The organism is Stenotrophomonas sp. SY1, from assembly GCF_021202945.1.
Classification (GTDB): domain Bacteria; phylum Pseudomonadota; class Gammaproteobacteria; order Xanthomonadales; family Xanthomonadaceae; genus Stenotrophomonas.
In genome coordinates this window covers 315,972-338,990 of sequence record NZ_JAJOYR010000002.1, presented here as the reverse complement: position 1 = coordinate 338,990, position 23,019 = coordinate 315,972, and the positions used below count along the sequence as shown (strand labels likewise).

The following is a 23,019-nucleotide window of genomic DNA, read 5'->3' as shown; positions in this document are numbered from 1 at the left end:
AGTCTCGCGGCTTGCGCCGCTCCTACACGGCAGCCTCTGCGAAGGGGGCCTGCCCTCTCCCCACCCGCTCTCCCGCAAGGGGAGCGGGGCTGGAACAGAGCGTGCGGCATTCCTTTGGGCCGGGAAGACCGCTCAAGCCCTTCTCCCTTTACGGGAGAGGGGTTGGGGAGAGGCCACCCCGGCCTTTGCCATCTTTGGCCGCAGGGCATGACCGATGGCCTTTGCACCCCACGCACCTGCGGCCCTACCATCGGCGCTTTGCCGTTTTCGCCGGAGATGTAGATGAAGCTTCGCCATGCCCTGTTGCCGTTGTGTCTGCTTGCCGCATTGCCTTCGCTGGCCAATGCACGCGGTTTTGAAGTCCGCGACATGGTGAAGCTGGACCGCGTGTCCGCGCCGCTGCTCACCGCCAATGGTGCGCAGGTGGTGTTCGCCAAGCGTGTGGTCGATGCCGACCTGAAGGCCAGCAGCAGCCTGTGGATCCGCGACCTGCGCACCCGCGACATGGCGCCGCCCAAGCGCCTCACGCCGGAAGGCTGGAACGTCAATTCCGCTTCGATCTCGGCCGACGGCCAGAGCGTGTATTTCCTCAGCGCCAAGAACGGCAGCCAGCAGCTGTACCTGATGCCGCTGGCCGGCGGTGCGCCGCAGCAATTGACCGATTTCGCCACCGATGTGGACAGCTACCGCGTCTCGCCGCAGGGCGAGCGCGTGGTGTTCAGCGCCGGCGTGTTCCAGGACTGCGGCTCGGACCTGGCCTGCACCAGCAAGCGTCTGGAAGCCGAAAAGGCCAAGAAGACCAGCGGCCAGGTGTTCGACAGCATGTTCGTGCGCCATTGGGACACCTGGGCTGACGGCCGCCGCAACACGCTGTTCGTGGCGCCGCTGCCGGCTGCCGGCGCTGGCGCAGTGAAGGGCGCCTCGGCGATCAGCGCCAGCCTGGCCGGCGATGCGCCGTCCAAGCCGTTTGGCGGCAACGAGGATTTCGTGTGGTCGCCGGACGGCAAGTCCGTGGTCGCCAGCATCCGCGTGCAGGGCAGCCAGGAATCGTGGTCGACCAACTTCGACCTGTACAAGCTCGATGCCGCCGGCAAGTCCGCCCCGGTCAACCTGACTGCGGGCAACCCGGCGTGGGATGCCGGCCCGGTGTTCAGCGCCGACGGCAAGACCCTGTTCTACCGCGCGATGAAGCGCCCGGGCTTCGAAGCTGACCGCTTCGGCCTGATGGCGCTGGACCTGGCCAGCGGCAAGGCCAATGAGATCGCGCCGCAGTGGGACCGCTCGGCCGATGGCATCACCTTGTCGGCTGATGGCCAGACCATCTACACCACCGCGCAGGACATGGGCGAACACCCGCTGTTCGCGGTCAACATCGCCAACGGCGAGCCGACCAAGCTGGTGGGCGAGGGCAGCATTTCTTCCTTCGACATCGCCGGCGACACGCTGGCGTTGAGCCGCAATTCGCTCAAGAGCGGCGACCAGGTGCTGACCGGCACCACCGCTGCCGGCGCACCGCTGCGTGCGATCACCCAGAGTGCGGCCGAGATGCTGCCGGAAGTGGACTTCGGTGACTTCGAGCAGTTCTCGTTCAAGGGCTGGAACAACGAGACGGTGCACGGTTACGTGGTCAAGCCGCACAACTACCAGGAAGGCAAGAAGTACCCGGTGGCGTTCCTGATCCACGGCGGCCCGCAGGGCAGCTTCGGCAACGGCTGGAGCTACCGCTGGAACCCGCAGACCTACGCGGGCCAGGGCTACGCGGTGGTGATGATCGATTTCCACGGCTCCACCGGCTACGGCCAGGCCTTCACTGACGCGATCAGCCAGCACTGGGGCGACCGCCCGCTGGAAGACCTGCAGAAGGGCTGGGCCGCTGCGCAGCAGCAGTACGGCTTCCTCAATGGCGAGAAGGCCTGTGCGCTGGGCGCCAGCTACGGCGGCTTCATGGTCAACTGGATCGCCGGCAACTGGAACGAGCCGTGGAAGTGCCTGGTGAACCACGACGGTGTGTTCGACCAGCGTGCGATGGGTTACGCCACCGAAGAACTGTGGTTCACCGAGTGGGAGCAGGGCGGCACGCCATACGAGGTCCCGCAGAACTACGAGAAGTTCAACCCGGTCAACCACGTCGCCAACTGGAAGAAGCCGATGCTGGTGGTGCAGGGCCAGCTGGATTACCGCATCCCCGTCGAGCAGGGCCTGGCCACGTTCACCGCGCTGCAGCGCAAGGGCATCGAGTCCAAGTTCCTGTACTTCCCGGACGAGAACCACTGGGTGCTCAAGCCGCACAACAGCGTGCAGTGGCATGACACGGTCAACGACTGGCTGAAGCAGCACATCGGTCAGTAATGGAAGCGAGGGCATGCGTTGGCATGCCCTCTTTTTCTGTCTGTTGGCGGTGGTTGGATAGAGCGAAAGCTCCCCTCATCCGCCCTTCGGGCACCTCGCTCCGCGCCCCTGCCCAGCGCAGCGCGCTGGTCGTTCGGCCTTGTACGAACCAATGGCTCGTAAGCAACAAGCCCTCACCCCGCTCGCGGGAGAAGGGAGTGATCAAGATGGCCGTAATCTCAAAAGCCCTTCTCCTGCACGCCTGGGGATGAAGCAATCAAGATGACTGCAATCTCAAAAGCCCCTCTCCCGCCTGCGGGAGAGGGGTTGGGGTGAGGGCAGGCTTTTCAGCACTCAAGCATCAAGGGGATAGACGATGATGGCAGCCGCCACAGGCGCACTCATCAGCAATGACATCATCGTGTTCGGCCTGATCGCCGCCACGCTGGGCGTTATTTTCTGGACATCGGGCAGCAGCAATCCGCTGCTGAAGAAGTTCTACAGCTTCGTGCCGGCACTGCTGCTGTGCTACTTCATTCCCGGCGTCTACAACACTGTCGGCCTGATCGATGGTGAAACCACCAAGCTCTACAACCCGATCGCCCGCGACGTGTTCCTGCCCGCCGCGCTGGTGCTGCTGACGCTGTCCATCGACCTGAAAGGCATCATCGGCCTGGGCTGGAAGATGCTGGCCATGTACGTGGCGGCGGTGCTGAGCATCATGCTCGGCGCGCTGGTGGCGTTCCAGGTGATGTCCTGGTTCCATCCGGAAACGGTGGCCGGCAATACCTGGGGCGGCATGGCTGCCTTGGCCGGCAGTTGGATCGGCGGCGGCGCGAACATGCTGGCGATGAAGGAAATCTTCGAGGTCGATGCCACCACGTTCGGCCAGTTCGCGGTGGTCGATGTCGGCGTGGGCTACGTGTGGATGGCGGTGCTGATCTTCTTCGCTTCGCGCGCACCTGCGTTGGACAAGCACAGCGGTGCCGACACCACGGCGCTGGACGAACTGCGCGACCGCGTGGCCAGCTACCAGGCCCAGCATGCACGGATCCCTGCGCTGGGTGATCTGATGGTGATGGGCGGCGTGGCCTTCGGTACGGTTGCATTGGCACATGGTTTGGCCGGCCCGTTGTCGGCCTGGTTTGGTGCCAACTTCAGTTGGTCCTCGTCGGTCAGCCTGGACAAGCCGTTCGTGTGGGTGGTGTTGCTGGCCACCTTCATCGGCCTGGGCCTGAGCTTCACCCGCGCGCGCAGCTTGGAAGGTGTGGGCGCATCAAAGTGGGGCTCGATGTTCCTGTACTTCCTGATCGCCTGCATCGGCATGCAGATGGATCTACTGGCGTTGCTGGAGAAGCCCTGGTTGTTCGCGCTGGGCGTGATCTGGATTGGCGTGCATATCGTGCTGCTGTGGTTTGTCGGCAAGCTGCTGCGCGTGCCGTTCTTCTATTTCGCCATTGCCTCGCAGAGCAATATCGGTGGCCCGGCTTCGGCCCCGGTACTCGCCACGGCCTTCCATCCGGCCTTGGCGCCGGTGGGCGTGCTGCTGGGTACGCTGGGTTATGCGGTGGGAACCGGTGCGGCTTACGTCGTCGGTATCGCATTGCGGGCGATGGCTGGGGCGGGTTGAGGTTCCCGGGAGGGGAGCTTGGTGCCTGGTGCTTCTCCCAGCCCGCGGAGCCCCGTAAACGGAGAGGGGCGTTGAAGCTTGCAGTTGCGGATGATCTTCCAGCGCGCTGCTACCTAAGTCCCTCTCCCCTGGCGGGAGAGGGGTTGGGGAGAGGGGGAATGCGCACCGCGCATGCATCCTCCGCAGGCTCGATCAGGTAAACCCAATCCGCCAAAACGACCTGCCACCCGCACCGGCATGCTAGGCTTCGCCACTCGACGCCACGTCACCAACGTGGCGTTTTTTTTTCTTCGATCGACAGGAACTGGCTATGCCGACCGAAAGCAACACCGCTCTGATCACCAATGACATCGTCGGCCTTGGCCTGATCGCCGCGACACTGGCATTGATCTTCTGGTTGGCCAGCGGGCCAACCCCGTTCTGGAAAAAGGTTTTCACCTGGGTGCCAGCGCTGCTGCTGTGCTACTTCATTCCGGCCATCTACAACACCACCGGCCTGATCGACGGCCACGGCACCAAGCTCTACAACCCGATCGCCCGTGACGTGCTGCTGCCGGCCGCTTTGGTGCTGCTGACGCTATCCATTGATCTGAAGGGCATCGCCCGTCTCGGGCCGAAGCTGCTGATCATGTTCGTCACCGGCACGGTGGGCATCGTGCTCGGTGCGGCGGTGTCCTTCCAGGTGATGAAGCTGATCCACCCGGAAACCGTTGCCGGCGACACCTGGGCCGGCATGGCCGCATTGGCGGGCAGCTGGATCGGCGGCGGCGCCAACATGGCCGCCATGCGCGAAACCTTCAACGTCGATGCCACCACCTTCGGCCAGTTCGCGGTGGTCGATGTGGCCTGCGCCAGCCTGTGGATGGCGGTGCTGCTGTGGCTGGCCGGGCGTTCGCAGATCATCGATGCCCGCAGCGGCGCCGATACCTCGGCCATCGACGACATGAAGCGTCGCATCGCCGAGTACGAAGCCAAGAGTGCGCGCAATCCGAGCCTGACCGATCTGATGGTGATCGTCGGCGTCGGCCTGGGCGTGGTTGGGCTGGCGCACGCATTGGCAGTGCCCTTGGCAGCGTGGTTCGGTGACAACGTTAGCTGGGCTGCCAAGGCTTCGTTGAACTCTTCGTTCGTGTGGGTGGTGATGCTGTCCACGCTTGCCGGGTTGCTGTTGAGCTTTACCCGGGCGCGCAATCTGGAAGCGGCGGGCGCGTCGAAGATCGGCACGTTGTTCCTGTATTTCCTGATCGCCTGCATCGGCATGCAGATGGACCTGCTGGCGCTGCTGGAGCGGCCGTGGCTGTTCGCGTTGGGCGCGATCTGGATGGGCGTGCATATCGGGCTGCTGTACGTGGTAAGCCGCATGCTGCGCACGCCGCTGTTCTTCTTTGCCATTGGTTCGCAGGGCAACATCGGCGCGGCTGCATCGGCACCCGTGGTGGCCGCCGCGTTCCATCCGACGTTGGCACCGGTGGGCGTGCTGCTCGGCACGGTGGGTTACGCCACCGGCACCGTGATCGCCTACATGACCGGCCTGATGCTGAAGTGGATGGCCGGGGCCTGATCGGCTACAGGTCGGCATCTCTGTAGGAGCGGCCTCTGCCGCGAAGCCACTGATCGAGAAGTTGCGGGGCCTTCCTGCAAACCGATGGCCCATCGGTTTCGCGGCTTACGCAGCTCCTGCAAAAGCCGATCATGCAAACGAAAAAGGCGGGGCCACTGGCCCCGCCTTTTTCATTTTTCATTGCCTCAACGTATCCGGCTCAACAACAGCGGAAACCGCCCCGGTTGCCGAACCGAGCTTCCTGGCGTTCGCGGAAGAAGGTCTTGTAATCCATGACCTCACGATCCGGATGTTTCTCCTGCATGTGCCGGACGTAGTTGTCGTAATCCGGCACCCCGCAGCACAGGCGCGCGGTCTGCACCAGCCGCCGCCAGGTACGGCGGAAGGTCTGGTACTGACCGACGGGGACCAGTTCGGTACCCATTACACGTCCATCTCGTGCGGCTTGAGCGCGATGTACGGCGTCTCGTGGTCGGTGCGGACCGGCGAGCGACGCGCCGCGATGATGGTCTTGACCGAATACACCAGCACCGCGAACACCACGAACAGGAACAGCACGGTGAGGCCGGCATTGATGTAGTTGTTCACCATTACCTGCTGCATCTGGTCGAAGCTCTTGGACGGCGGCAGCAGGTTGCCGCCGGCGATGGCGTCGCGGTACTTGTGCGCCTGGGCCAGGAAGCCGACGCTCGGCTCGTCGGAGAAGATCTTGATGAAGCCAGCGGCGGTGGTGCAGATCAGCAGCCAGATCGCCGGGATCAACGGCACCCAGGCGTACTTGTCCTTCTTCAGCTTGAACAGCACCACGGTGCACAGCAGCAGGGCCACGCCGGCCAGCATCTGGTTGGCGATACCGAACAGCGGCCACAGCATGTTGATGCCGCCCAGCGGATCGGTCACGCCCTGGTACAGGAAGTAGCCCCACAGCGCGACGCAGCCACCGGTAGCGATGAAGCTGGCCACCCATGAATCGGTGCGGCGCAGTGCCGGCACGAAGTTGCCCAGCAGGTCCTGCAGCATGAAGCGGCCCGAACGGGTACCGGCATCGACGGCGGTGAGGATGAACAACGCTTCGAACAGGATCGCGAAGTGGTACCAGAACGCCATCATGCCTTCGCCCGGCAACACCGCGTGCAGGATCTGCGCGATGCCCACGGCCAACGTCGGCGCGCCACCGGCACGCGAGAGGATGGAATGCTCGCCGATTTCGGTGGCGGTAGCGGTGAGCTGTTCCGGAGTGATTGCAAAGCCCCAGTTGCTCACCACCTGCGCGGCGTGGACGACGTCGGTGCCGATCACCGCAGCCGGGCTGTTCATGGCGAAGTAGATGCCCGGCTCGATGATCGAGGCAGCCACCATGGCCATGATCGCCACGAACGACTCCATCAGCATGCCGCCGTAACCGATATAGGCGGCGTGGCCTTCATTGGCCAGCAGCTTGGGGGTGGTGCCCGAGCTGATCAGCGCGTGGAAGCCGGACACTGCACCGCAGGCGATGGTGATGAACAGGAACGGGAACATGCTGCCCTTCCACACCGGGCCGGTGCCGTCGGTGAACTGGGTCAGCGCCGGCATCTTCAGTTCCGGCATCACGATCAGGATGCCGATCGCCAGGCCGACGATGGTGCCGATCTTGAGGAAGGTGGACAGGTAGTCACGCGGGGCGAGCAGCAACCACACCGGCAACACGGCGGCGACGAAGCCGTAGCCGATCAGCATCCAGGTGATCTGCACGCCGGTGAAGGTGAACATCGGGCCCAGCACCGGATCGGCGGCGACCTTGCCGCCGTACCAGATGGCGCTGATCAGAAGCACCAGGCCAACCACGGAGATCTCGCCGATCTTGCCGGGGCGGATGTAGCGCATGTAGACGCCCATCAGGATGGCGATGGGCATCGTCGCGATGACGGTGAACATGCCCCACGGGCTGCCTTCCAATGCCTTCACCACGATCATCGCCAGCACCGCGAGGATGATGATCATGATCATGAAGACACCGAACAACGCGATGGTGCCGGGCACCGGGCCCATTTCCTCGCGCACCAGGTCGCCCAGCGAACGGCCGTTGCGACGGCTTGAAATGAACAGGATCATGAAATCCTGCACCGCGCCGGCCAGCACCACGCCGGCAATCAGCCACAACGTGCCGGGCAGGTAGCCCATCTGCGCAGCCAGCACCGGGCCAACCAGTGGGCCGGCACCGGCGATGGCGGCGAAGTGGTGGCCGAACAGGACGTGCTTGTTGGTGGGTACGTAGTCCAGGCCATCGTTGTTGATGATGGCCGGGGTGGCGCGGGTGGGATCAACGCCCAGCACCTTGTTGGCGACGAACAGGCCGTAGTAACGGAAGGCCACGAGATACAGCGAGACGGCCGCAACCACGATCCACAACGCATTGATGTGCTCGCCGCGGCGTAGTGCCACCACGCCCAGGCAGAATGCGCCGATCAGGGACAGCAACGCCCAGCCAGCTTTGGAAAAACCTTTCATCGAGTCGCCTCACGGGGAGATGGGCCAAGGTTCTACCCATGCACGGCAGGGGTCAACGTGTACGCCTTGTGAATCGCGTGCGACTTTGGTCTTAGGGCATGGAGGGAGACGTCTGACTGCCAGGCACGTCCGACGTTGTCGACACGCGCGTGGCGACAACTGGTTTCATTGGTAATTATTTGACCAGCAGCCAGGCGGGCCCTGCCCATGTCGATGTGCCGGGTTTATCGGTACTGCGCGCGAGCAGCTCCCTGTTGCCATCGGCCCCACCCAGCCGTTGGTCGTTGGCCGGCATGCAACTGGCCGGCTCTGGAGTTCAGCAGTGAATGCAGCGGCGCATGGTGGGAGCGAAGGCCGCTGCCGAGGTCGTGCCTGGACGCAGCGATGGAGCGTGCAGGGCAGTACGCCGGCTGCTGCCGCTCCTCAGGTCCTACGCTGCCGCACCCATTACTGCCTCAATGATCTCCACCAGCCAACGCTGACGGGTTGAGGTTCAAGGTCTGGGTCAGGTTCTGCAGGGTGCCCAGCTCGCCGACATCGCCTGCATCAATCCAGATCTGCGCGAAGCGGTTCTTGTCCAGCTTGACCGAGGTGATGCGTCGCGACTCGAGTCCCGGCAGTTCGCGCCCGCCCATGTCCAGCTTGTACCAATGCAACGACTCGCCAGCGAAAGCGCCTTTCTCCGCACGCAGTGCGCGGTTCAGCAGCAGGTCCGGGTCGCGCGAGGTCAGCATCAGGTTCAACACTGCGCGGCCATCGCCGGTGGTGGCCTTGCACACGATGAAATCGTTCTGGGCCTGTTGTTCCCAGTGCAGACCGCTGGCGGCCGGCAGCGACGGACATTGCTCGGCGGTCTGGGCCGACACTTGGGAGCAGGCCGCAAGCAACAACGCGGCAGAAACGGTACGGACAGTCTTCACTTCGCATTCCCCATAAAACACCGGCCGCAGGCGGCACGATGGAAGTGGCTCGGATGGTTCTGAAGGCTTTGCGTGGCCGGCAGGCGTTTCCCCTTGCCCTGTCTGCGCATCCCCATGCGCGTCCAGCCGGTACTGACGGTATTACAAAGTCCACATCACTTGCAAAGTACTTGGCCGCAGATCCGCCTGGCGGGCCGGCAGCTGTTGTCGATCAACCCCTCTCCCGGTGCCGGGAGAGGGGCTGAAGGTGCGGGTGCAAGCTTACTTGTCGTTGCCGATCCACTTGTAGGCGATGCCGCCGATCAGCGCGCCCAGGATCGGCGCAACCCAGAACAGCCACAGCTGGCCCAAGGCGCCGGAGCCGGCAAACACTGCCACGGCCGTGGAGCGGGCCGGGTTCACCGAGGTGTTGGTGACCGGGATGCTGATCAGGTGGATCAGGGTCAGCGCCAGGCCGATGGCGATCGGCGCGAAGCCGGCCGGTGCGCGGCCATGGGTGGCGCCCATGATCACCACCAGGAACATGGCGGTCAGCACCACTTCGCACAGGAACGCGGCGGCCACGGCATAGCCGCCGGGCGACAGTGCGCCGTAGCCATTGCTGGCGAAGGCACCGGCTTGGCTGCCATCAATCAGGAAGTTGGGGTTGCCCTGGGCGATCTGCAGCAGGATGAAGCCGGCAAGAATGCCGCCCAGCACCTGCGCCACGATGTACGGGACCAGGTCCTTGCCCGCGAAGCGGCCGCCGGCCCACAGGCCGATGCTCACCGCCGGATTGAAGTGCGCACCGGAGATATGGCCGAACGCATAGGCGCCGGTCAGCACGGTCAGGCCGAATGCCAGTGCCACACCGACAAAGCCGATGCCCAGCGGATTGCCATCACCCCCGAAGTTCGCTGCCAGCACTGCGCTGCCGCAGCCGCCCAGCACCAGCCAGAAGGTGCCGAGAAACTCGGCCGTCAGTCGCTTTCCCATGCTCATCGTGTTGTCCCTAGAAAAGGCCCGGAACGGGCGGAAGAAAAAATAGCGAAGCCCAATCTCGCTTGCGTTTTTAAAACGTTAACCGGGCAGCGGGATGAACTCCTTGTCATCGCCCGGGATGGTACCGAAGCGACCGTTCTGCCAGTCGTCCTTGGCCTGTTCGATGCGCTCCTTGGAGCTGGACACGAAGTTCCACCACAGATGGCGCGGGCCATCGAGCGGCTCGCCGCCCATCAGCATGGCCTTGACCGGCGTCTTGGCGCGCAGCCGGCCACGTGCGCCGGGTTCGGGAATGACCAGGTGCTGGGCAGGCACGTCGGTGCCGTCGAGCTGGGCCTCGCCCTCCAGGATGTAGAGCGCGCGCTGCACATGGCCGGTGTCCAGGTCGAGTTCGGCGCCGGGTTGCAGGTCGATGGCAACGTTCAAGGTGTCTGCGAACACCTTTACCGGCGACTCCTCGCCATACGCGCGGCCGGCGATCACCCGCAGCAGGGCGCCGTCGCGGCGCTGCTGTGGCAGCTGGTCAGCGGCGAAATGGAAGAACGCCGGTTCGGTTTCCTCGTGCTCCTTGGGCAATGCCACCCAGGTCTGCATGCCATGCAGCGCCTGCTCGTGTTCGCGCGAATCGGCCGGGGTGCGTTCGGAATGGGCGATGCCGCGCCCGGCGGTCATCCAGTTCACATCGCCGGGGCGGATGACCTGTTCCGAGCCCAGCGTGTCGCGATGGCCGATCTGGCCGGCCCACAGGAAGGTCACCGTGGCCAGGCCGATATGCGGATGCGGGCGTACATCGATGCCCTGGCCGGGACTGAAGATGGCCGGCCCCATGTGGTCCACGAACACGAACGGCCCGACGCTGCGCGCTTGCAGGGAAGGCACGGCACGCCGGACCTGGAATCCGCCAAGGTCGTGTACGCGCGGGCTGATGATGGTGGTCATGGTGACTCCTTGGCTGGTTGCTGCGCGGGAGGATGGCACGGTCGATGAGATTGGGTTGTGACTGTGCCGGCAACGGATTGTTCTCTTGGCGGAAGGCGGAAGGCGGAAGGCTTGGGCTGGGGTAACGCTGCTGCTTGCCAAAGCCTAGCGCTGCGACGCCAACCGATCCGCCAGCCGTGTCGGCTCCGGCAACCGGTAACCGGCCAGGCAATCCAGCACCAGCGGCAGGCAGGCCTGCACCGAGACACGATGCCCCGGTGAAACAAACAGCGGCTTGCAACGCGGCTTGCTGCGCAGTACCCAGCCCACCTGTCTGCCCTTGTGGAACAACGGCGTGTGGTCGCCACGTTGCGGGCCGGGCTCTTCGTAATCCCCGACCAGCCGGCTCTTGCCCACGCCGATGCTTGGCAGACCGGTCAGCACCCCCAGATGCGCGGCAATGCCCAGCCCGCGTGGATGGGCGATGCCGTGGCCGTCCACCATCACCAGCGCCGGTGCTTCCGGTAGCTGCGCTAGTGCATCCAGTGCCGCCGGCAGTTCGCGGAAGCTGAGCAGGCCGGGGATGTAGGGCAGGGCAGTGGGCTGCCGCGCCAGGGTGGAATGCAGCGGTTGCAGGCTGCGGCCGTCGACCAGCACCGCTGCCGAGCGCGTGACACGGCCGTCATCCTCGAAGCCGGTGTCGATGCCGGCGATGCGCTCGGGCAGGCCAACCAAGGCATCGTCCAGCTCCACCCGCGCGGCGAGTTCGAGCTGTTGACGCCGCAGCTGGGCGTAGTCCGGTGGGGGGCGGGTATCGGATGCGACGGCGGCCATGCCGCCAAGCCTGCCACTTCCGGCGTGCCTGCGGGGCTGCGGGTGACCGGCTACAATCGGCGACCTTCCTTCCCCCGAACCGGAGATATCCGCAGTGACCCGCAAACTCGTGCTGTTGCGCCATGGCCAGAGCCAGTGGAACCTCGACAACCGTTTCACCGGTTGGGTGGACGTGGACCTCACCGAGCAGGGCCGCCGCGAAGCCGCTGCTGCCGGCCGGCTGATGAAGGAAGAAGGGCTGCAGTTCGATGTCGCCCATACCTCGGTGCTCAAACGCGCCATCCACACGCTGCAGGGCGCCCTGGCCGAGCTGGACCAGGACTGGTTGCCGGTCAGCAAGTCGTGGCGCCTGAATGAGCGTCACTACGGTGGCCTGCAGGGCCTGGACAAGGCCGAGACCGCCGCCAAGCACGGCGAGGAACAGGTCAAGGTGTGGCGTCGTTCCTACGACATCCCGCCGCCGCCGATGGACCTGGAAGATCCGGGCCACCCGATTCACGACCGTCGTTACGCCGGCCTGGACCGCAACGCGCTGCCGGGCACCGAGTCGCTGGCGACCACGCTGGACCGCGTGCTGCCGTACTGGCACGACGCGATCGCTCCGCAGCTGAAGGACGGCAAGACCGTGCTGGTCACCGCCCACGGCAACTCGCTGCGCGCGCTGTACAAGTACCTCAACAACGTGAGCAAGGAGCAGATCCTGGAGCTCAACATTCCGACCGGCATCCCGCTGCTGTTCGAATTGAACGACGATCTGACCGTGCAGTCGTTCCGCTACCTGGGCGATCCGGAAGCGGCGAAGAAGGCCGCCGAGGCCGTCGCCAACCAGGGCAAGGCGAAGTAAGCCGGCACCCATGTTTCTCCTGGACACCCGGCCTTGCGCCGGGTGTTCTGTTTTGTGGCCGTGGTTGGCCCTGTGCCATGATCGGGCACGGATCAAAACACAGGAGTGAAGCGTGAGGCGAAAGGTGATCTTGGGATGTCTTGCCCTGCTGCTGGCAGGGAGTGCAATGGCGGCGACGGCACCGGCCGTCACATCGGTTCCGCCAACCCTGCAAGTTGAGCAGCGTGGTGGTGGCCAGCCCTACGAAGTCATCGGCAGTGAAGTGTGGGATGTGCCGGACCCGGTATCGGCCCGTGTCTACCAGGTGTTCGTCGCCCTACCGGCCGGCTACGCCGAGAACCCGGACCGGCGCTATCCAGTGCTTTACGTCACCGATGCGGATTACGCTTTTCCGCTGATCCGGCAGATGGCGCGTCGCATGAACGTGGAGGGGCCGCGCATCCAGGACTTCATCCTGGTGGGTTTGTCCTATGCAAAGGGTGACGGTGGCATGCCCAGCCGCCGTCGCGACTACACGCCCACTCCCAACGCCCCCAGCGGCACGCCCGCCGATAGCGTGCACGGTGGCGGTGCGTCCTACCTGAGCTATCTGGACAGCCAGGTACTGCCGTTCATCGCACAGCATTACCGCACCGACGAACAGCGCAGGTTGTTCCTCGGCCACTCCTATGGCGCCTTGCTGGGTACGCAGATTCTGTTCGAGCGCCCGCAGCTGTTCTCCGGCTACATCCTCGGCAGCCCGTCGTACTGGTACGACCAGCACGTGATGGAACGTCAGGAGAGCCGCTTCGCTGCAGCGCATCGTGACCTGCCGGCACGGATCTACATGTACGTCGGTGAGCGTGAGGCGCCGGCGCACGGTGGCGACGCGGACATGGTCGGGGACGCACGACGGATGCAGAAGGTGTTGGCATCGCGCCGGTATGCATCGCTGCAGCTGCAGCTGGATGTGCTCAACGACGAAGACCACCTGACCGTCGCGCCGCGCGGATTCATGCAGGGGCTGGAGTACCTGCTCGCGCAGCCAGCATCCCCCAGCAAGGCCGAGTAAGCCACGTCGTTGGGATCGGTCACGGGAACCCGGCGCAAGCCGGGTTTTTGTTTGCCCGGCTCAACCCTCACGGGCCATTTACGGTGCAGCTGAAAAATTGCGCACTCCATCCTGTTGTATTCGGTCCCATGGCGGAGCGCGTACCGGCAGCGAGGCTTCTTCCCAAGTGCAGGAAACAAGGTCATGAGCAAGCCGGCAGTCGTACTGGTACATGGTTTCTGGGGTGGCGCGGCGCATTGGGCCAAGGTCATCCTTGAACTGAAGAAGCTGGGCTACACCGACATCCGTGCGGTGGAGAATCCACTGACGTCATTGGCCGATGACGCCGAGCGCACCCGCAAGATGGTGGCGCAGGTGCAAGGCCCGGTGGTGCTGGTCGGTCATTCCTATGGTGGCGCGGTGATCAGCCAGGCGGGCAACCAGGGCAACGTGAAAGCGCTGGTGTTCATTGCCGCGTTCGCCCCCGATGCCGGGGAAAGCGCTGGCGGCATCACCCAGCAGCATCTGCCGGAGGCCGCATCGAACCTCGCCCCGGACAGCGACGGCTATCTGTGGTTGAACCCGGCCAAGTTCCACGAGAGTTTCTGCCAGGACCTGTCGCCCGAGGAAGGCTTCGTGATGGGCGTTACCCAGAAGGCGCCGCTGGCCAGCACCTTCGGCGACAACATCACCGACCCGGCGTGGAAGCACAAGCCAAGCTGGTATCAGCTCTCCACGCGTGACCGGATGATCGCCCCGGAAAACCAGAAGGCGATGTCCGAGCGGATCAAGCCGCGCCGCGTGCTCAGCCTGGATGCCAGCCACGCATCGCTGGCTTCGCATCCGGTGGAAGTGGCGGCGTTGATCGACGAAGCGGCAAAGCAGACCGTTTGAGTCGATCCATCGGTGACTGCCGGGGAGGAGATCAGCCCCGGCCAGGTCCTGCTGCGCGCTGGTAGAGGCGGGGCACGATGCGCTGCCGGAAAGTGCATCCTTCTCCTGATGACGGAAGAAAGAAGCGGCGGCCAGCGGATGAGAGGGCTGTCCGCGCTTCAGCGTCTGGCCCCTTCAACCGACCATCGGCTTCCCGCAGTACCACGACCAACGGCAGGTGCGCCGATGCCGACGAAGACTAGACTGCGATAGTCCCCTCTCGCAGTGGCCATCATGACAATGCCGGCCAGCGCCGCATCACGACAACCGACCGCAACCGCCGGCGCACGCAGCCGTACGTTGTTCGCGGGCGAGCGATTGTCGGCACGGGTGAGCTGGTATGCACCGGGCCTGCGCATGCAGCGGCACACGCACGATTGCCATCAGCTTTCCTTGTTGTTGCTGGGTACGCTGGGCGAGCAGACGCCACAGCAGGAAGTCCGGCTGGCGACATCGGCCGTCGGGCTCAAGCCTGCGGGGCTGGTGCACGCCAACGACTACGGTCCGTCAGGCGCCCTGATCCTCGGCATCAACCTGCCGACCACGTTTGATCTGAAAGATGGGCTGGGCATCGAGCAAGGCTGGCAATGGCGTGAGCAACCCGCATCGATGGTGCTGGCGCGCGGCGGCACCACGCTGGCGCAACTGCTGACAGGCGATCTGCCGGCGATGCAGGCCGAAGCCAGTCTGTGGGAGCTGTTGGCGACGATGGTGACGGCTGGCCAGCGGCCGCCAGGCGCGCCGCCGCGTTGGCTGGCATTGGCGTGCGAGCGGCTGCGTGAGGAGCCGGTATCGCTGGCGACGCTGGCCCGCGAGCAGGGCTTGCATCCGGTGTATTTCGCGCGGGCGTTCGCGCGCTGGATCGGCTGCACGCCATCGGCGTTCCGCATGCGTGCACAGCTGCAACGGGCCTTGCCACTGCTTGCCGCCGGCCACTCACTGGCGACAGCCGCATGCCAGGCCGGTTTCGCCGACCAGGCGCATCTGAGCCGGGTCACACGGCAGCACAGTGGACTGACGCCGGCACGGCTGGCCGCGCTGTTGCGTGAGTGAACGCGCGCGACAGGTTCAATCCGTTCAATACGCCGGGCGGCAGGCCACGGCAGCATCGTGGCAGGTCTTCCGGGAATCGCATCATGACTCTGCGCCTCATCCATCGCTGCCTGCTGCTCGTGCTGGCGCTTGTCTCATTCGTGGTGCCGGCCGCTGCGGCGACACCGGAACAGGCCGCCCGGCAATTGCAGGCTTTCCTTGACGGCATTCCCACGCTGGGGCCGGGCTATGCGGTGGTGGTGGTTGACCGCGAACGGCAGCTGCTGGGTTACGTGCGTGGTACGCGCAATGCCGCCAGCGGCGCGCCGCTGAAGATGGGCACGCCGATGTATATTGCCTCGCAGACCAAGTCCTACATGGGTTTGTTGGCACAGTTGCTGGATCAACGCGGTGTGCTGCGCTTGGACAGCACCCTGGCCGAGCACTGGCCGCAGCTGCAATTGCCCGGCGGAGTAGACCCTGCCGCATGGACGCTGGCGGACCTGCTCAACCACCGGGTGCCGTTGAGCGCCGATGCAATCACCACGCTAGAGGCTTACATCGGAGCGCCGGACCCGGCCTTGTACCCGCAGCTGTTGTCCACGTTGGCTAGCGCGCGCCCGGCCGGTTTCGATTACGACAACCTGGGCTACAACATCTACGCCGCCATCCTTTACCAGTGCACCGGGAGGCGATGGCAGGACTGGTTGCAGGATGAGCTGTTCGTGCCGTTGCAGCTGCATGAGACCGCAGCGCGTACCTCGGCATTCGATCCCACGCAGTTGGCGTTCAATCACCAGTGGCTGGGTCAGGAACGTGGCTGGCAGGTGGTGCCGCCCAAGCCTGACGCCATCATGCATTCGGCCGGCGGCATGATGACTTCACCACGTGATCTCGGTCGTTGGCTACGCGTGCAGCTGGGCGCGCCGGTACCGGCAGGATTCAATGCGCAGGCGATCGACGCGGCGCATGTCATCGGGGTGCATGTGGACCCCAAAGCGCGCAATGCGTACGAGCTTCCATGCAACGGTTATGCGTTTGGCTGGAACGTCTGTGATTTTGAAGGTCACACGCTTTACATCCATGGCGGTAGCTACACCGGTGCCCGCAGCATGATGGCGTTCTCACCGGACCTGGGCGTGGGCATCGGCGTGTTCTCCAACTCCGACAACGCTACCGGTTGGCTGACATCACGCACGGTGGTGCAGTTCTTCCAGTACCTGGTGGATCACCCGGAAGCCGCATCATGGGCGCAGACACGCCAGCAGGCGTACCCGAAGCGGGTTGCCGACCAGCTCGCCGGCCTGCGCACACGCCAGGAAAAGGAGCGCGCCGATCCACGTTGGCAGGGTTGGAACTGGCAGCCGACCGAAGAGGCACGTGCGATCCATGTCGGCCGTCTCCGGGCTGAGCGGCTGCCGGTCGACGCGCTTATCAGTGAAGACGGCGGTGTCCTGCGCCTGCGCATCGGTGTACTGGAACGTGAGCTGCAACCGGCGGTTGTTGATCTGTTCGGCGCGCAGGGCGGGCCGTTGGATGCGGTCGAGCCGGTGCGTTTCCTGCGTGATGCGCAGGGGCGGGTGAACGGCTTTGAATTCGATGGTGAGCGTTACTCGAGGTGATGTGCATTCAAGTTCTGGCAACGAAGCAAGCACCGAGCGTAGGAGCGGCCTCGGCCGCGAAGCCAGTGAAGCAAACGCGGAAGGTGTTCCTGCAGTTGCAGGAATCCTCATTGCCACTGCATCACCGGTTTCGCGGCCGAGGCCGCTCCTACAATTGCCTTTTGCACGGTCACGTCAACGAAAGAACTGGCTCGGTGTCAGGCCAAAGCGCCGCTTGAACATGGTGGTGAACGCACTCGGACTTTCATAGCCGAGCGCCAGTGCGACATCGATGACTTTCTCGCCGATGGCCAACCGTTCCAAGGCGCGCAACAGCCGCGCCTGCTGCCGCCACTGGCCGAAGGTCATGCCCAGTTCGCGTGCGCACAGGCGCTGGATGGTTTTCACATCAACCTCCAGCCGCGACGCCCAATCCTGCAATGTCGAATCGTCATCCGGATGCCGTTCGAGTTGCCTGCCGATCAGCCGCAAGCGCGCGTCTGTCGGTTCGGGCAGATGCAGCGGCAGCACCGGCAGGGTCTGCATTTCATCCAGGATCAAACGCATCAGGCGGCCATCACGCGAATCCTCGCGATAAGGCTGCTTCACCGTGACCGCCGCGCGGATCAGCGCGGCCAGCAGCGGCGTGATCGACACCGCTGACGCGCCGGCCGGTGGCTGCGGCATCGCGGCCGGGGTGACGTACAGGCTGCGCATCTGCACCTGGCCGATGCAGTGCACCTGGTGGCCGGTGCCGGCCGGCATCCAGATGGCACGGGTGCTGGGCACCACCCAGCGGCCCATGCCCGCACGCACCACCAAGACGCCCGACTCGGCGTACACCAACTGGTGACGGTCGGGATGGTGGTGCAGTGGAATGACCGTGTCGGCGCTGTAGTCGCGCGCCTTGCAGTACACCGCCGTCTCCGGCCCGGCGGGCAAGGGGCGGCGCTTGCCGATGCGCGGTTGGGTGTCCTTTTTGAGAGGGTGCATGACCATATCGCGCAAGAAGGGCGTTCGCGGCGACTCTACCATGCGTCCGACTTCCCCCCCCTTCCGTGGTTCTGCCATGTCATCTACCGCTCCACCCGTTGCTGCATCACCCGCCAGCCCGCGTCGCCCGGTTGCCGTGGGTGTGCTCGCAGCGATCAGCAGTTCGCATCTGGTCAACGACATGATGCAGTCGCTGATCCTGGCGCTGTATCCGATCTTCAAGCTGCAGTTCAACCTGAGCTTCACCCAGGTAGGCATGATCACCTTGACCTACCAGCTCACCGCGTCCCTGTTCCAGCCACTGATCGGCCTGCGTACCGACAAGCAGCCTGCGCCGTATTCGCTGCCGATGGGCATGACCTCGACGTTGTGCGGATTGCTGCTGCTGGCCTACGCGCCGAACTTCAGCATGGTGCTGGTGGCGGCGATGCTGGTGGGTATCGGCTCGGCCATTTTCCATCCGGAGTCCTCGCGCATTGCGCGCCTGGCATCAGGCGGTCGCCATGGCTTGTCACAATCGGTGTTTCAGTTGGGTGGCAACGCGGGCACGGCCATTGGTCCGCTGCTGGCGGCGGCGGTGATCGCACCCAATGGACAGCGCAGCGTGGCGTGGTTCAGCGGTGCGGCGCTGCTGGGCATTGGCTTGCTGATGTATGTGAGCCGCTGGTACCAGCAACATCTGGTGGTCAGTGCGGCCAAGCCGAAGGCTGTCGCGGCAAGTGCCGAACCACGGTTGCCGTCGCGCACCGTGGCCTGGGTGATCGCGATCCTGCTGGTGCTGATCTTCAGCAAGTATTTCTATATCGCCGGCCTGAGCAGCTTCTACACGTTCTACCTGATGCAGAAGTTCAGCGTCACCGTGCAGAGCGCGCAGCTGCATCTGTTCGGTTTCCTGGCCGCATCGGCCGCGGGCACCTTGCTTGGTGGCCCGCTGGGCGACCGCATCGGCCGCAAGCCGGTGATCTGGGCGTCGATCCTGGGTGTGGCACCGTTCGCGTTGATCCTGCCGTACGCCAACCTGGAATGGACGACGGTGCTGACCTTGATCATCGGCTTCGTGCTGTCCTCGGCGTTCTCGGCCATCCTGGTCTATGCGCAGGAGCTGATGCCACACCGTATCGGTGCGGTGTCGGGCATGTTCTTCGGGTTCGCGTTTGGCATGGGCGGCCTGGGTGCCGCGGTGCTCGGCGTGCTGGCCGATCACACCAGCATCCTGTGGGTCTACAAGGTGATTTCGTTCCTGCCGCTGCTGGGCATGGTGGCGGCGTTCCTGCCCAATCGCCGCAGTCACTGATCCGATGCAATTTTGTAGGAACGGCGTGAGCCGCGAGGCACGTGGCAGTTGAAGCGCAGTGCTGCCAGCAATCATGAGAATGCCGGCCGCGCTGTTGATCAGGCACCACAAGTTTCGCGGCCAAGGCCGCTCCTACGGAGGAGGTATTCCTTGTAGGAGCGGCTTCAGCCGCGAAGCACGTTGCGGTTGAAGCGTCATGCTGTCAGCGACCATGAGATTGCTGGCCGCGCTGTTGATCAGACATCACCCGCTTCGCGGCCAAGGCCGCTCCTACGGAGGAGGCATTCCTCGTAGGAGCAACTTCAGCCGCGAAGCACGCTACGGTCGGGGGACGATTCCTGCGTCATACCAGCGACGCGAGCGGTTGACGATGGCAACCACGGTCAGCATCACCGGTACTTCAATCAGCACGCCGACCACGGTCGCCAGCGCGGCGCCGGAATGCACGCCGAACAGGCTGACCGCAGCGGCAACGGCCAGCTCGAAGAAGTTGCTGGCGCCAATCAACGCCGACGGCCCGGCCACGCAGTGGGCAACACCGAGGCGCCGGTTGAGCAGGTAGGCGAGCCCGGCGTTGAAATAGACCTGCAGCAGGATGGGTACGGCAAGGATGGCGATGACCAGCGGTTGCTCGACGATCTGCCGGCCCTGGAAGCCGAACAGCAGCACCAGCGTGGCCAGCAAGGCCGTCAATGACAGCGGTGCGAGGCGTTGCAGCGCCTTCTGCAACCGCGCCTGCCCGCCGCGTGCCAGCAGCCAGCGACGCAGCACTACCGCCAGCGCGACCGGCAGCAGGATGTACAGCGTCACCGACAACACCAGCGTCGCCCACGGAACGGTGATCGACGACAGACCCAGCAGCAGCGCCACCAATGGCGCGAATGCCAACACCATGATCGCGTCGTTGAGGGCCACCTGGCTCAGGGTGAAATTGGCATCGCCCCGGCACAGGTTGCTCCATACGAACACCATCGCGGTGCACGGCGCTGCCGCCAGCAGGATCAGCCCGGCCATGTACGAGTCGATCTGCCCGGTGGGCAGCCACGCGGCAAACACGTGGCGCAGAAAAAACCAACCCAGCAAAGCCATCGAGAACGGCTTGACTGCCCAGTTGATGAAGAGGGTGACGCCGATGCCGCGCCAGCGCTGGCCCACCTGACGCATGGCACCGAAGTCCACCTTCAGCAGCATCGGGATGATCATCAGCCAGATCAGCACCGCCACCGGCAGGTTGACCCGGGCCACTTCCATGCTGCCAAGACGTGCGAACAGGGCAGGGAAGGCATGGCCGAGCGCGGTGCCGACGACGATGCACAAGGCGACCCACAATGTCAGGTAGCGCTCGAAGCCTCCCATGCGCGGTGCCGCATCAGACATGGTTGCTGGCCTCGCCCTGCGGCTGCATCAATCCGATCTGGTCCAACGCCGTCTTCAAGCGCGTGCGGTCCGTCCATATCTCTGCAGGCAGTGCCAGCAGTGCCCGCAGGCGCGCCTTGACGATGTCGTGAGCCTGCGCGAAAGCCTGTTGCTTGTCGGCGTCACTGCCCTCCACCGCAGCGGGGTCGGGCAGCCCCCAATGCGAACGCAGAAAGTCACCGAACACGACCGGGCAGCTCTCCGCCGCAGCGGAATCGCATACGGTGATGATCAGGTCCATGCGCGGTGCATCGGCAGCGGTGAACTCGTCCCAGGATTTGCTGCGCAGGCCGGTGCTGCTGATGCCGTCGGCCGAGAGCTGGGCCAGCGCGAACGGATTGACCATACCGGTGGGCTGGCTGCCGGCGCTGAATGCAGCGAAACGACTGCCGCCCCAGGCGCGCAATGTTGCTTCGGCCAGCACGCTGCGTGCGCTGTTGCCGGTGCACAGGAAAAGAACATTGATGGTCATGGTGGTTCCAGAGGTGATGGGAAAGCTTTACTGCGCGCATGCGGGACTCCTGCAGCCGTCAGCGCGGAGCTGCTGCGGATATGCCAGAAGCGCTCCGCGCCGGATCCAGTGGTTTGTGCATGCAGATCGCCGAAGCAGGGCAGAGGCTGCGGAATTCGGTGGTGGCGCGGATGGCATCGGTGACCTGCTCGCGGGACTGCTGCAGGTAACCCAGGCGGTTGAAGAACGATGCAGCGGTTTCGGTCAGCAGCGTCAGGTGCTCGATACCGTGATGTGCGGCATGGGCTTCCAGTGCCTGCACCAGTTGCCTGCCAAGACCGCTGCCACGCAGGGCCGGCGACACCGCCAGCGAGCGCAGCAATCCCTCCGGAGGCAGTGCTTCTACACCAATGACGCCAACCACCTGGGCATCGATCTCGGCGACGAGAAAGTGGATGCGTTGGCCGTCCAGGTCCGCAACGGGCAGGGATGCTGACGCCAGCAGCGCGGTCAGCGCAGCCAGATCAGCAGGGGTTGCGGCGCGGATGCATGCGGTCATGGGGTTGGCTCAGCAGCAGCTGTTGCTGGTGGGAACGTCGCAGTCGGCAGCGGGCGTACCGGCGCAGCAGTTGTGGGTGAGATAGCCGAGCAGCGCGTTCATGGCGTCGTAGTTGGCCCGGTAGCAGACATTGCGGCCGACGTTTTCGCTGTGGATGAGGCCGGCCTGCAGCAGCTCCTTCAGATGGAAGGAGAGCGTGGCGTTGGGCACCGACAGGGCCTGGGCGATTTCGCCCGCCATGCGCCCGTCCGGGCCGGCTTCCACCAGCAGCCGGTAGGCGGCCAGGCGGGTGGCTTGGCCGAGTGCGTTGAGCGCGCTTATTGCCTGATTCATTTCCATGTTTCTAGAATAGTCGAACTATTGAGGCGCAACAAGATATCCCCATGGATCTTCCCAACATCGTGTTTGAGCATCTTCCTGAGCCGGGGACCGAGTTGCTGGCCGGCAACGGTCCTGGCCACCGCCCGCGCATCCTGCTGTTGTACGGATCGCTGCGGCCGGAGTCCTACAGCCGCAAGCTGGCGCTGGAAGCCGAGCGAATCCTGCGCCAGCTCGGTGCCGAAACGCGGGTGTTCGACCCGCACGAGCTTCCCATGCTCGACAGCTGCGGCAAGGATCACCCCAAGGTGCAGCAACTGCGCGAATGGTCGCAGTGGTCCGAAGGGCAGGTATGGGTGTCACCCGAGCGGCATGGCACGCTGACCGGCGTGCTCAAGAACCAGATCGACTGGTTGCCGCTGGAGGAGGGCAGCGTGCGCCCCACGCAGGGCCGGACGCTGGCGGTGATGCAGGTCAGCGGCGGCTCGCAGTCGTTCAACGTGGTCAATGCACTGCGTGTAATGGGGCGCTGGATGCGCATGGTCACCATCCCCAATCAATCGTCGGTGCCGAAGGCGTGGCAGGAGTTTGATGCGAACGGCCGCATGCGCCCGTCGCCGTACTACGACCGGGTGGTGGACGTGATGGAAGAGCTGATCAAGTTCACGTTGATGGTGCGCGGCCGCAGCGACTACCTGGTTGACCGTTACAGCGAGCGCAAGGGCGCAGCCGAGGCGGCTGCATTGGCGCGCGCGGCGGGAGCGGTAGAGGTCGCGGAGTAACGCGTTAGTGGAGCCTCGGGGCGGGGGTGTTCGCCCAAACAGTGGCTGCGCACCGGGCCGCGTGGTGCACAACTGCGTCATTTCGATCATCTCCCATCACGCCC

Annotated in this window: 21 protein-coding genes; 10 read left to right on the top strand and 11 right to left on the bottom strand. The window is 64.6% G+C overall.

Annotation, left to right across the window (positions count from 1 at the left end; all coding sequences use genetic code 11):
• Positions 1-282 precede the first annotated feature (282 nt).
• From LR961_RS13025 to LR961_RS13015, 3 genes are all read left to right on the top strand, one after another.
• Positions 283-2,349: a S9 family peptidase gene (locus tag LR961_RS13025; protein ID WP_232149958.1), complete on the top strand. Its 2,067-nt coding sequence runs from the start codon at positions 283-285 to the stop codon at positions 2,347-2,349.
• Between the two features lie 358 nt (positions 2,350-2,707).
• A complete protein-coding gene (locus tag LR961_RS13020; RefSeq protein WP_232149956.1) occupies positions 2,708-3,958 on the top strand; it encodes a DUF819 family protein in 1,251 nt (416 codons plus the stop codon).
• Positions 3,959-4,268: 310 nt separating this feature from the next.
• Entirely contained in the window at positions 4,269-5,519 is a 1,251-nt protein-coding gene (locus tag LR961_RS13015) for a DUF819 family protein (RefSeq protein WP_232149953.1), read from the top strand.
• 199 nt (positions 5,520-5,718) lie between these two features.
• Here LR961_RS13015 and LR961_RS13010 read toward each other — a convergent pair whose 3' ends face one another.
• The 6 genes from LR961_RS13010 to nfi all read right to left on the bottom strand — a co-directional run bounded on the left by LR961_RS13010 (position 5,719) and on the right by nfi (position 11,662).
• The gene (locus LR961_RS13010; RefSeq protein ID WP_232149943.1) at positions 5,719-5,943 is read right to left on the bottom strand and encodes a CstA-like transporter-associated (seleno)protein; all 225 of its coding nucleotides are present in this window, start codon (positions 5,941-5,943) and stop codon (positions 5,719-5,721) included.
• On the bottom strand, positions 5,943-8,009 hold the full coding sequence (locus LR961_RS13005; protein WP_232149941.1) for a carbon starvation CstA family protein: 2,067 nt from the start codon (positions 8,007-8,009) through the stop codon (positions 5,943-5,945). The genes LR961_RS13010 and LR961_RS13005 overlap by 1 nt, the downstream gene beginning before the upstream one ends.
• A gap of 455 nt (positions 8,010-8,464) precedes the next feature.
• Positions 8,465-8,929 carry a hypothetical protein gene (locus tag LR961_RS13000; RefSeq protein ID WP_232149939.1) on the bottom strand — a complete coding sequence of 155 codons (465 nt, stop codon included), beginning with the start codon at positions 8,927-8,929 and terminating at the stop codon, positions 8,465-8,467.
• Between the two features lie 261 nt (positions 8,930-9,190).
• Positions 9,191-9,910 carry an aquaporin Z gene (gene aqpZ / locus LR961_RS12995; protein WP_269670725.1) on the bottom strand — a complete coding sequence of 240 codons (720 nt, stop codon included), beginning with the start codon at positions 9,908-9,910 and terminating at the stop codon, positions 9,191-9,193.
• 78 nt (positions 9,911-9,988) lie between these two features.
• Positions 9,989-10,849 (bottom strand): pirin family protein, encoded by an 861-nt coding sequence (locus LR961_RS12990; protein ID WP_232149937.1) that lies wholly within the window; start codon positions 10,847-10,849, stop codon positions 9,989-9,991.
• Positions 10,850-10,993: 144 nt separating this feature from the next.
• Positions 10,994-11,662: a deoxyribonuclease V gene (gene nfi / locus LR961_RS12985; RefSeq protein WP_232149935.1), complete on the bottom strand. Its 669-nt coding sequence runs from the start codon at positions 11,660-11,662 to the stop codon at positions 10,994-10,996.
• 94 nt (positions 11,663-11,756) lie between these two features.
• On the opposite strand from nfi, the gene gpmA reads away from it, so the two are divergent.
• The 5 genes from gpmA (at position 11,757) to LR961_RS12960 (ending at position 17,123) form a co-directional block, all read left to right on the top strand.
• Positions 11,757-12,506: a 2,3-diphosphoglycerate-dependent phosphoglycerate mutase gene (gpmA, locus tag LR961_RS12980; RefSeq protein WP_057635144.1), complete on the top strand. Its 750-nt coding sequence runs from the start codon at positions 11,757-11,759 to the stop codon at positions 12,504-12,506.
• Positions 12,507-12,672: 166 nt separating this feature from the next.
• Entirely contained in the window at positions 12,673-13,557 is an 885-nt protein-coding gene (locus tag LR961_RS12975; protein ID WP_232151147.1) for an alpha/beta hydrolase-fold protein, read from the top strand.
• 183 nt (positions 13,558-13,740) lie between these two features.
• Positions 13,741-14,430 (top strand): alpha/beta hydrolase, encoded by a 690-nt coding sequence (locus LR961_RS12970; RefSeq protein WP_232149933.1) that lies wholly within the window; start codon positions 13,741-13,743, stop codon positions 14,428-14,430.
• 273 nt (positions 14,431-14,703) lie between these two features.
• Complete coding sequence (locus tag LR961_RS12965) at positions 14,704-15,522, top strand: AraC family transcriptional regulator (protein WP_232149931.1); 819 nt, start codon at positions 14,704-14,706, stop codon at positions 15,520-15,522.
• A gap of 83 nt (positions 15,523-15,605) precedes the next feature.
• Positions 15,606-17,123 (top strand): serine hydrolase domain-containing protein, encoded by a 1,518-nt coding sequence (locus tag LR961_RS12960; RefSeq protein ID WP_232149929.1) that lies wholly within the window; start codon positions 15,606-15,608, stop codon positions 17,121-17,123.
• A gap of 174 nt (positions 17,124-17,297) precedes the next feature.
• Here the strand turns inward: LR961_RS12960 and LR961_RS12955 are convergent, their stop codons facing one another.
• Positions 17,298-18,095 carry a helix-turn-helix transcriptional regulator gene (locus LR961_RS12955; RefSeq protein ID WP_232149927.1) on the bottom strand — a complete coding sequence of 266 codons (798 nt, stop codon included), beginning with the start codon at positions 18,093-18,095 and terminating at the stop codon, positions 17,298-17,300.
• 76 nt (positions 18,096-18,171) lie between these two features.
• Between LR961_RS12955 and LR961_RS12950 the strand changes: the two genes are divergently transcribed.
• A complete protein-coding gene (locus LR961_RS12950) occupies positions 18,172-19,389 on the top strand; it encodes an MFS transporter (RefSeq protein WP_232149918.1) in 1,218 nt (405 codons plus the stop codon).
• 318 nt (positions 19,390-19,707) lie between these two features.
• On the opposite strand, the gene arsB is transcribed toward LR961_RS12950, so the two are convergent.
• From arsB to LR961_RS12930, 4 genes are read right to left on the bottom strand one after another with little or no spacing between them, the layout of a single operon-like run.
• Positions 19,708-20,745 carry an ACR3 family arsenite efflux transporter gene (gene arsB / locus LR961_RS12945; protein ID WP_232151146.1) on the bottom strand — a complete coding sequence of 346 codons (1,038 nt, stop codon included), beginning with the start codon at positions 20,743-20,745 and terminating at the stop codon, positions 19,708-19,710.
• Between the two features lie 13 nt (positions 20,746-20,758).
• The gene (locus tag LR961_RS12940) at positions 20,759-21,277 is read right to left on the bottom strand and encodes an arsenate reductase ArsC (RefSeq protein ID WP_232149916.1); all 519 of its coding nucleotides are present in this window, start codon (positions 21,275-21,277) and stop codon (positions 20,759-20,761) included.
• Between the two features lie 58 nt (positions 21,278-21,335).
• On the bottom strand, positions 21,336-21,815 hold the full coding sequence (gene arsN2 / locus LR961_RS12935; protein WP_232149914.1) for an arsenic resistance N-acetyltransferase ArsN2: 480 nt from the start codon (positions 21,813-21,815) through the stop codon (positions 21,336-21,338).
• A gap of 9 nt (positions 21,816-21,824) precedes the next feature.
• Entirely contained in the window at positions 21,825-22,154 is a 330-nt protein-coding gene (locus LR961_RS12930; RefSeq protein WP_232149912.1) for a metalloregulator ArsR/SmtB family transcription factor, read from the bottom strand.
• Positions 22,155-22,198: 44 nt separating this feature from the next.
• Between LR961_RS12930 and arsH the strand changes: the two genes are divergently transcribed.
• A complete protein-coding gene (gene arsH, locus LR961_RS12925; RefSeq protein WP_232149910.1) occupies positions 22,199-22,915 on the top strand; it encodes an arsenical resistance protein ArsH in 717 nt (238 codons plus the stop codon).
• Positions 22,916-23,019: the final 104 nt, after the last annotated feature.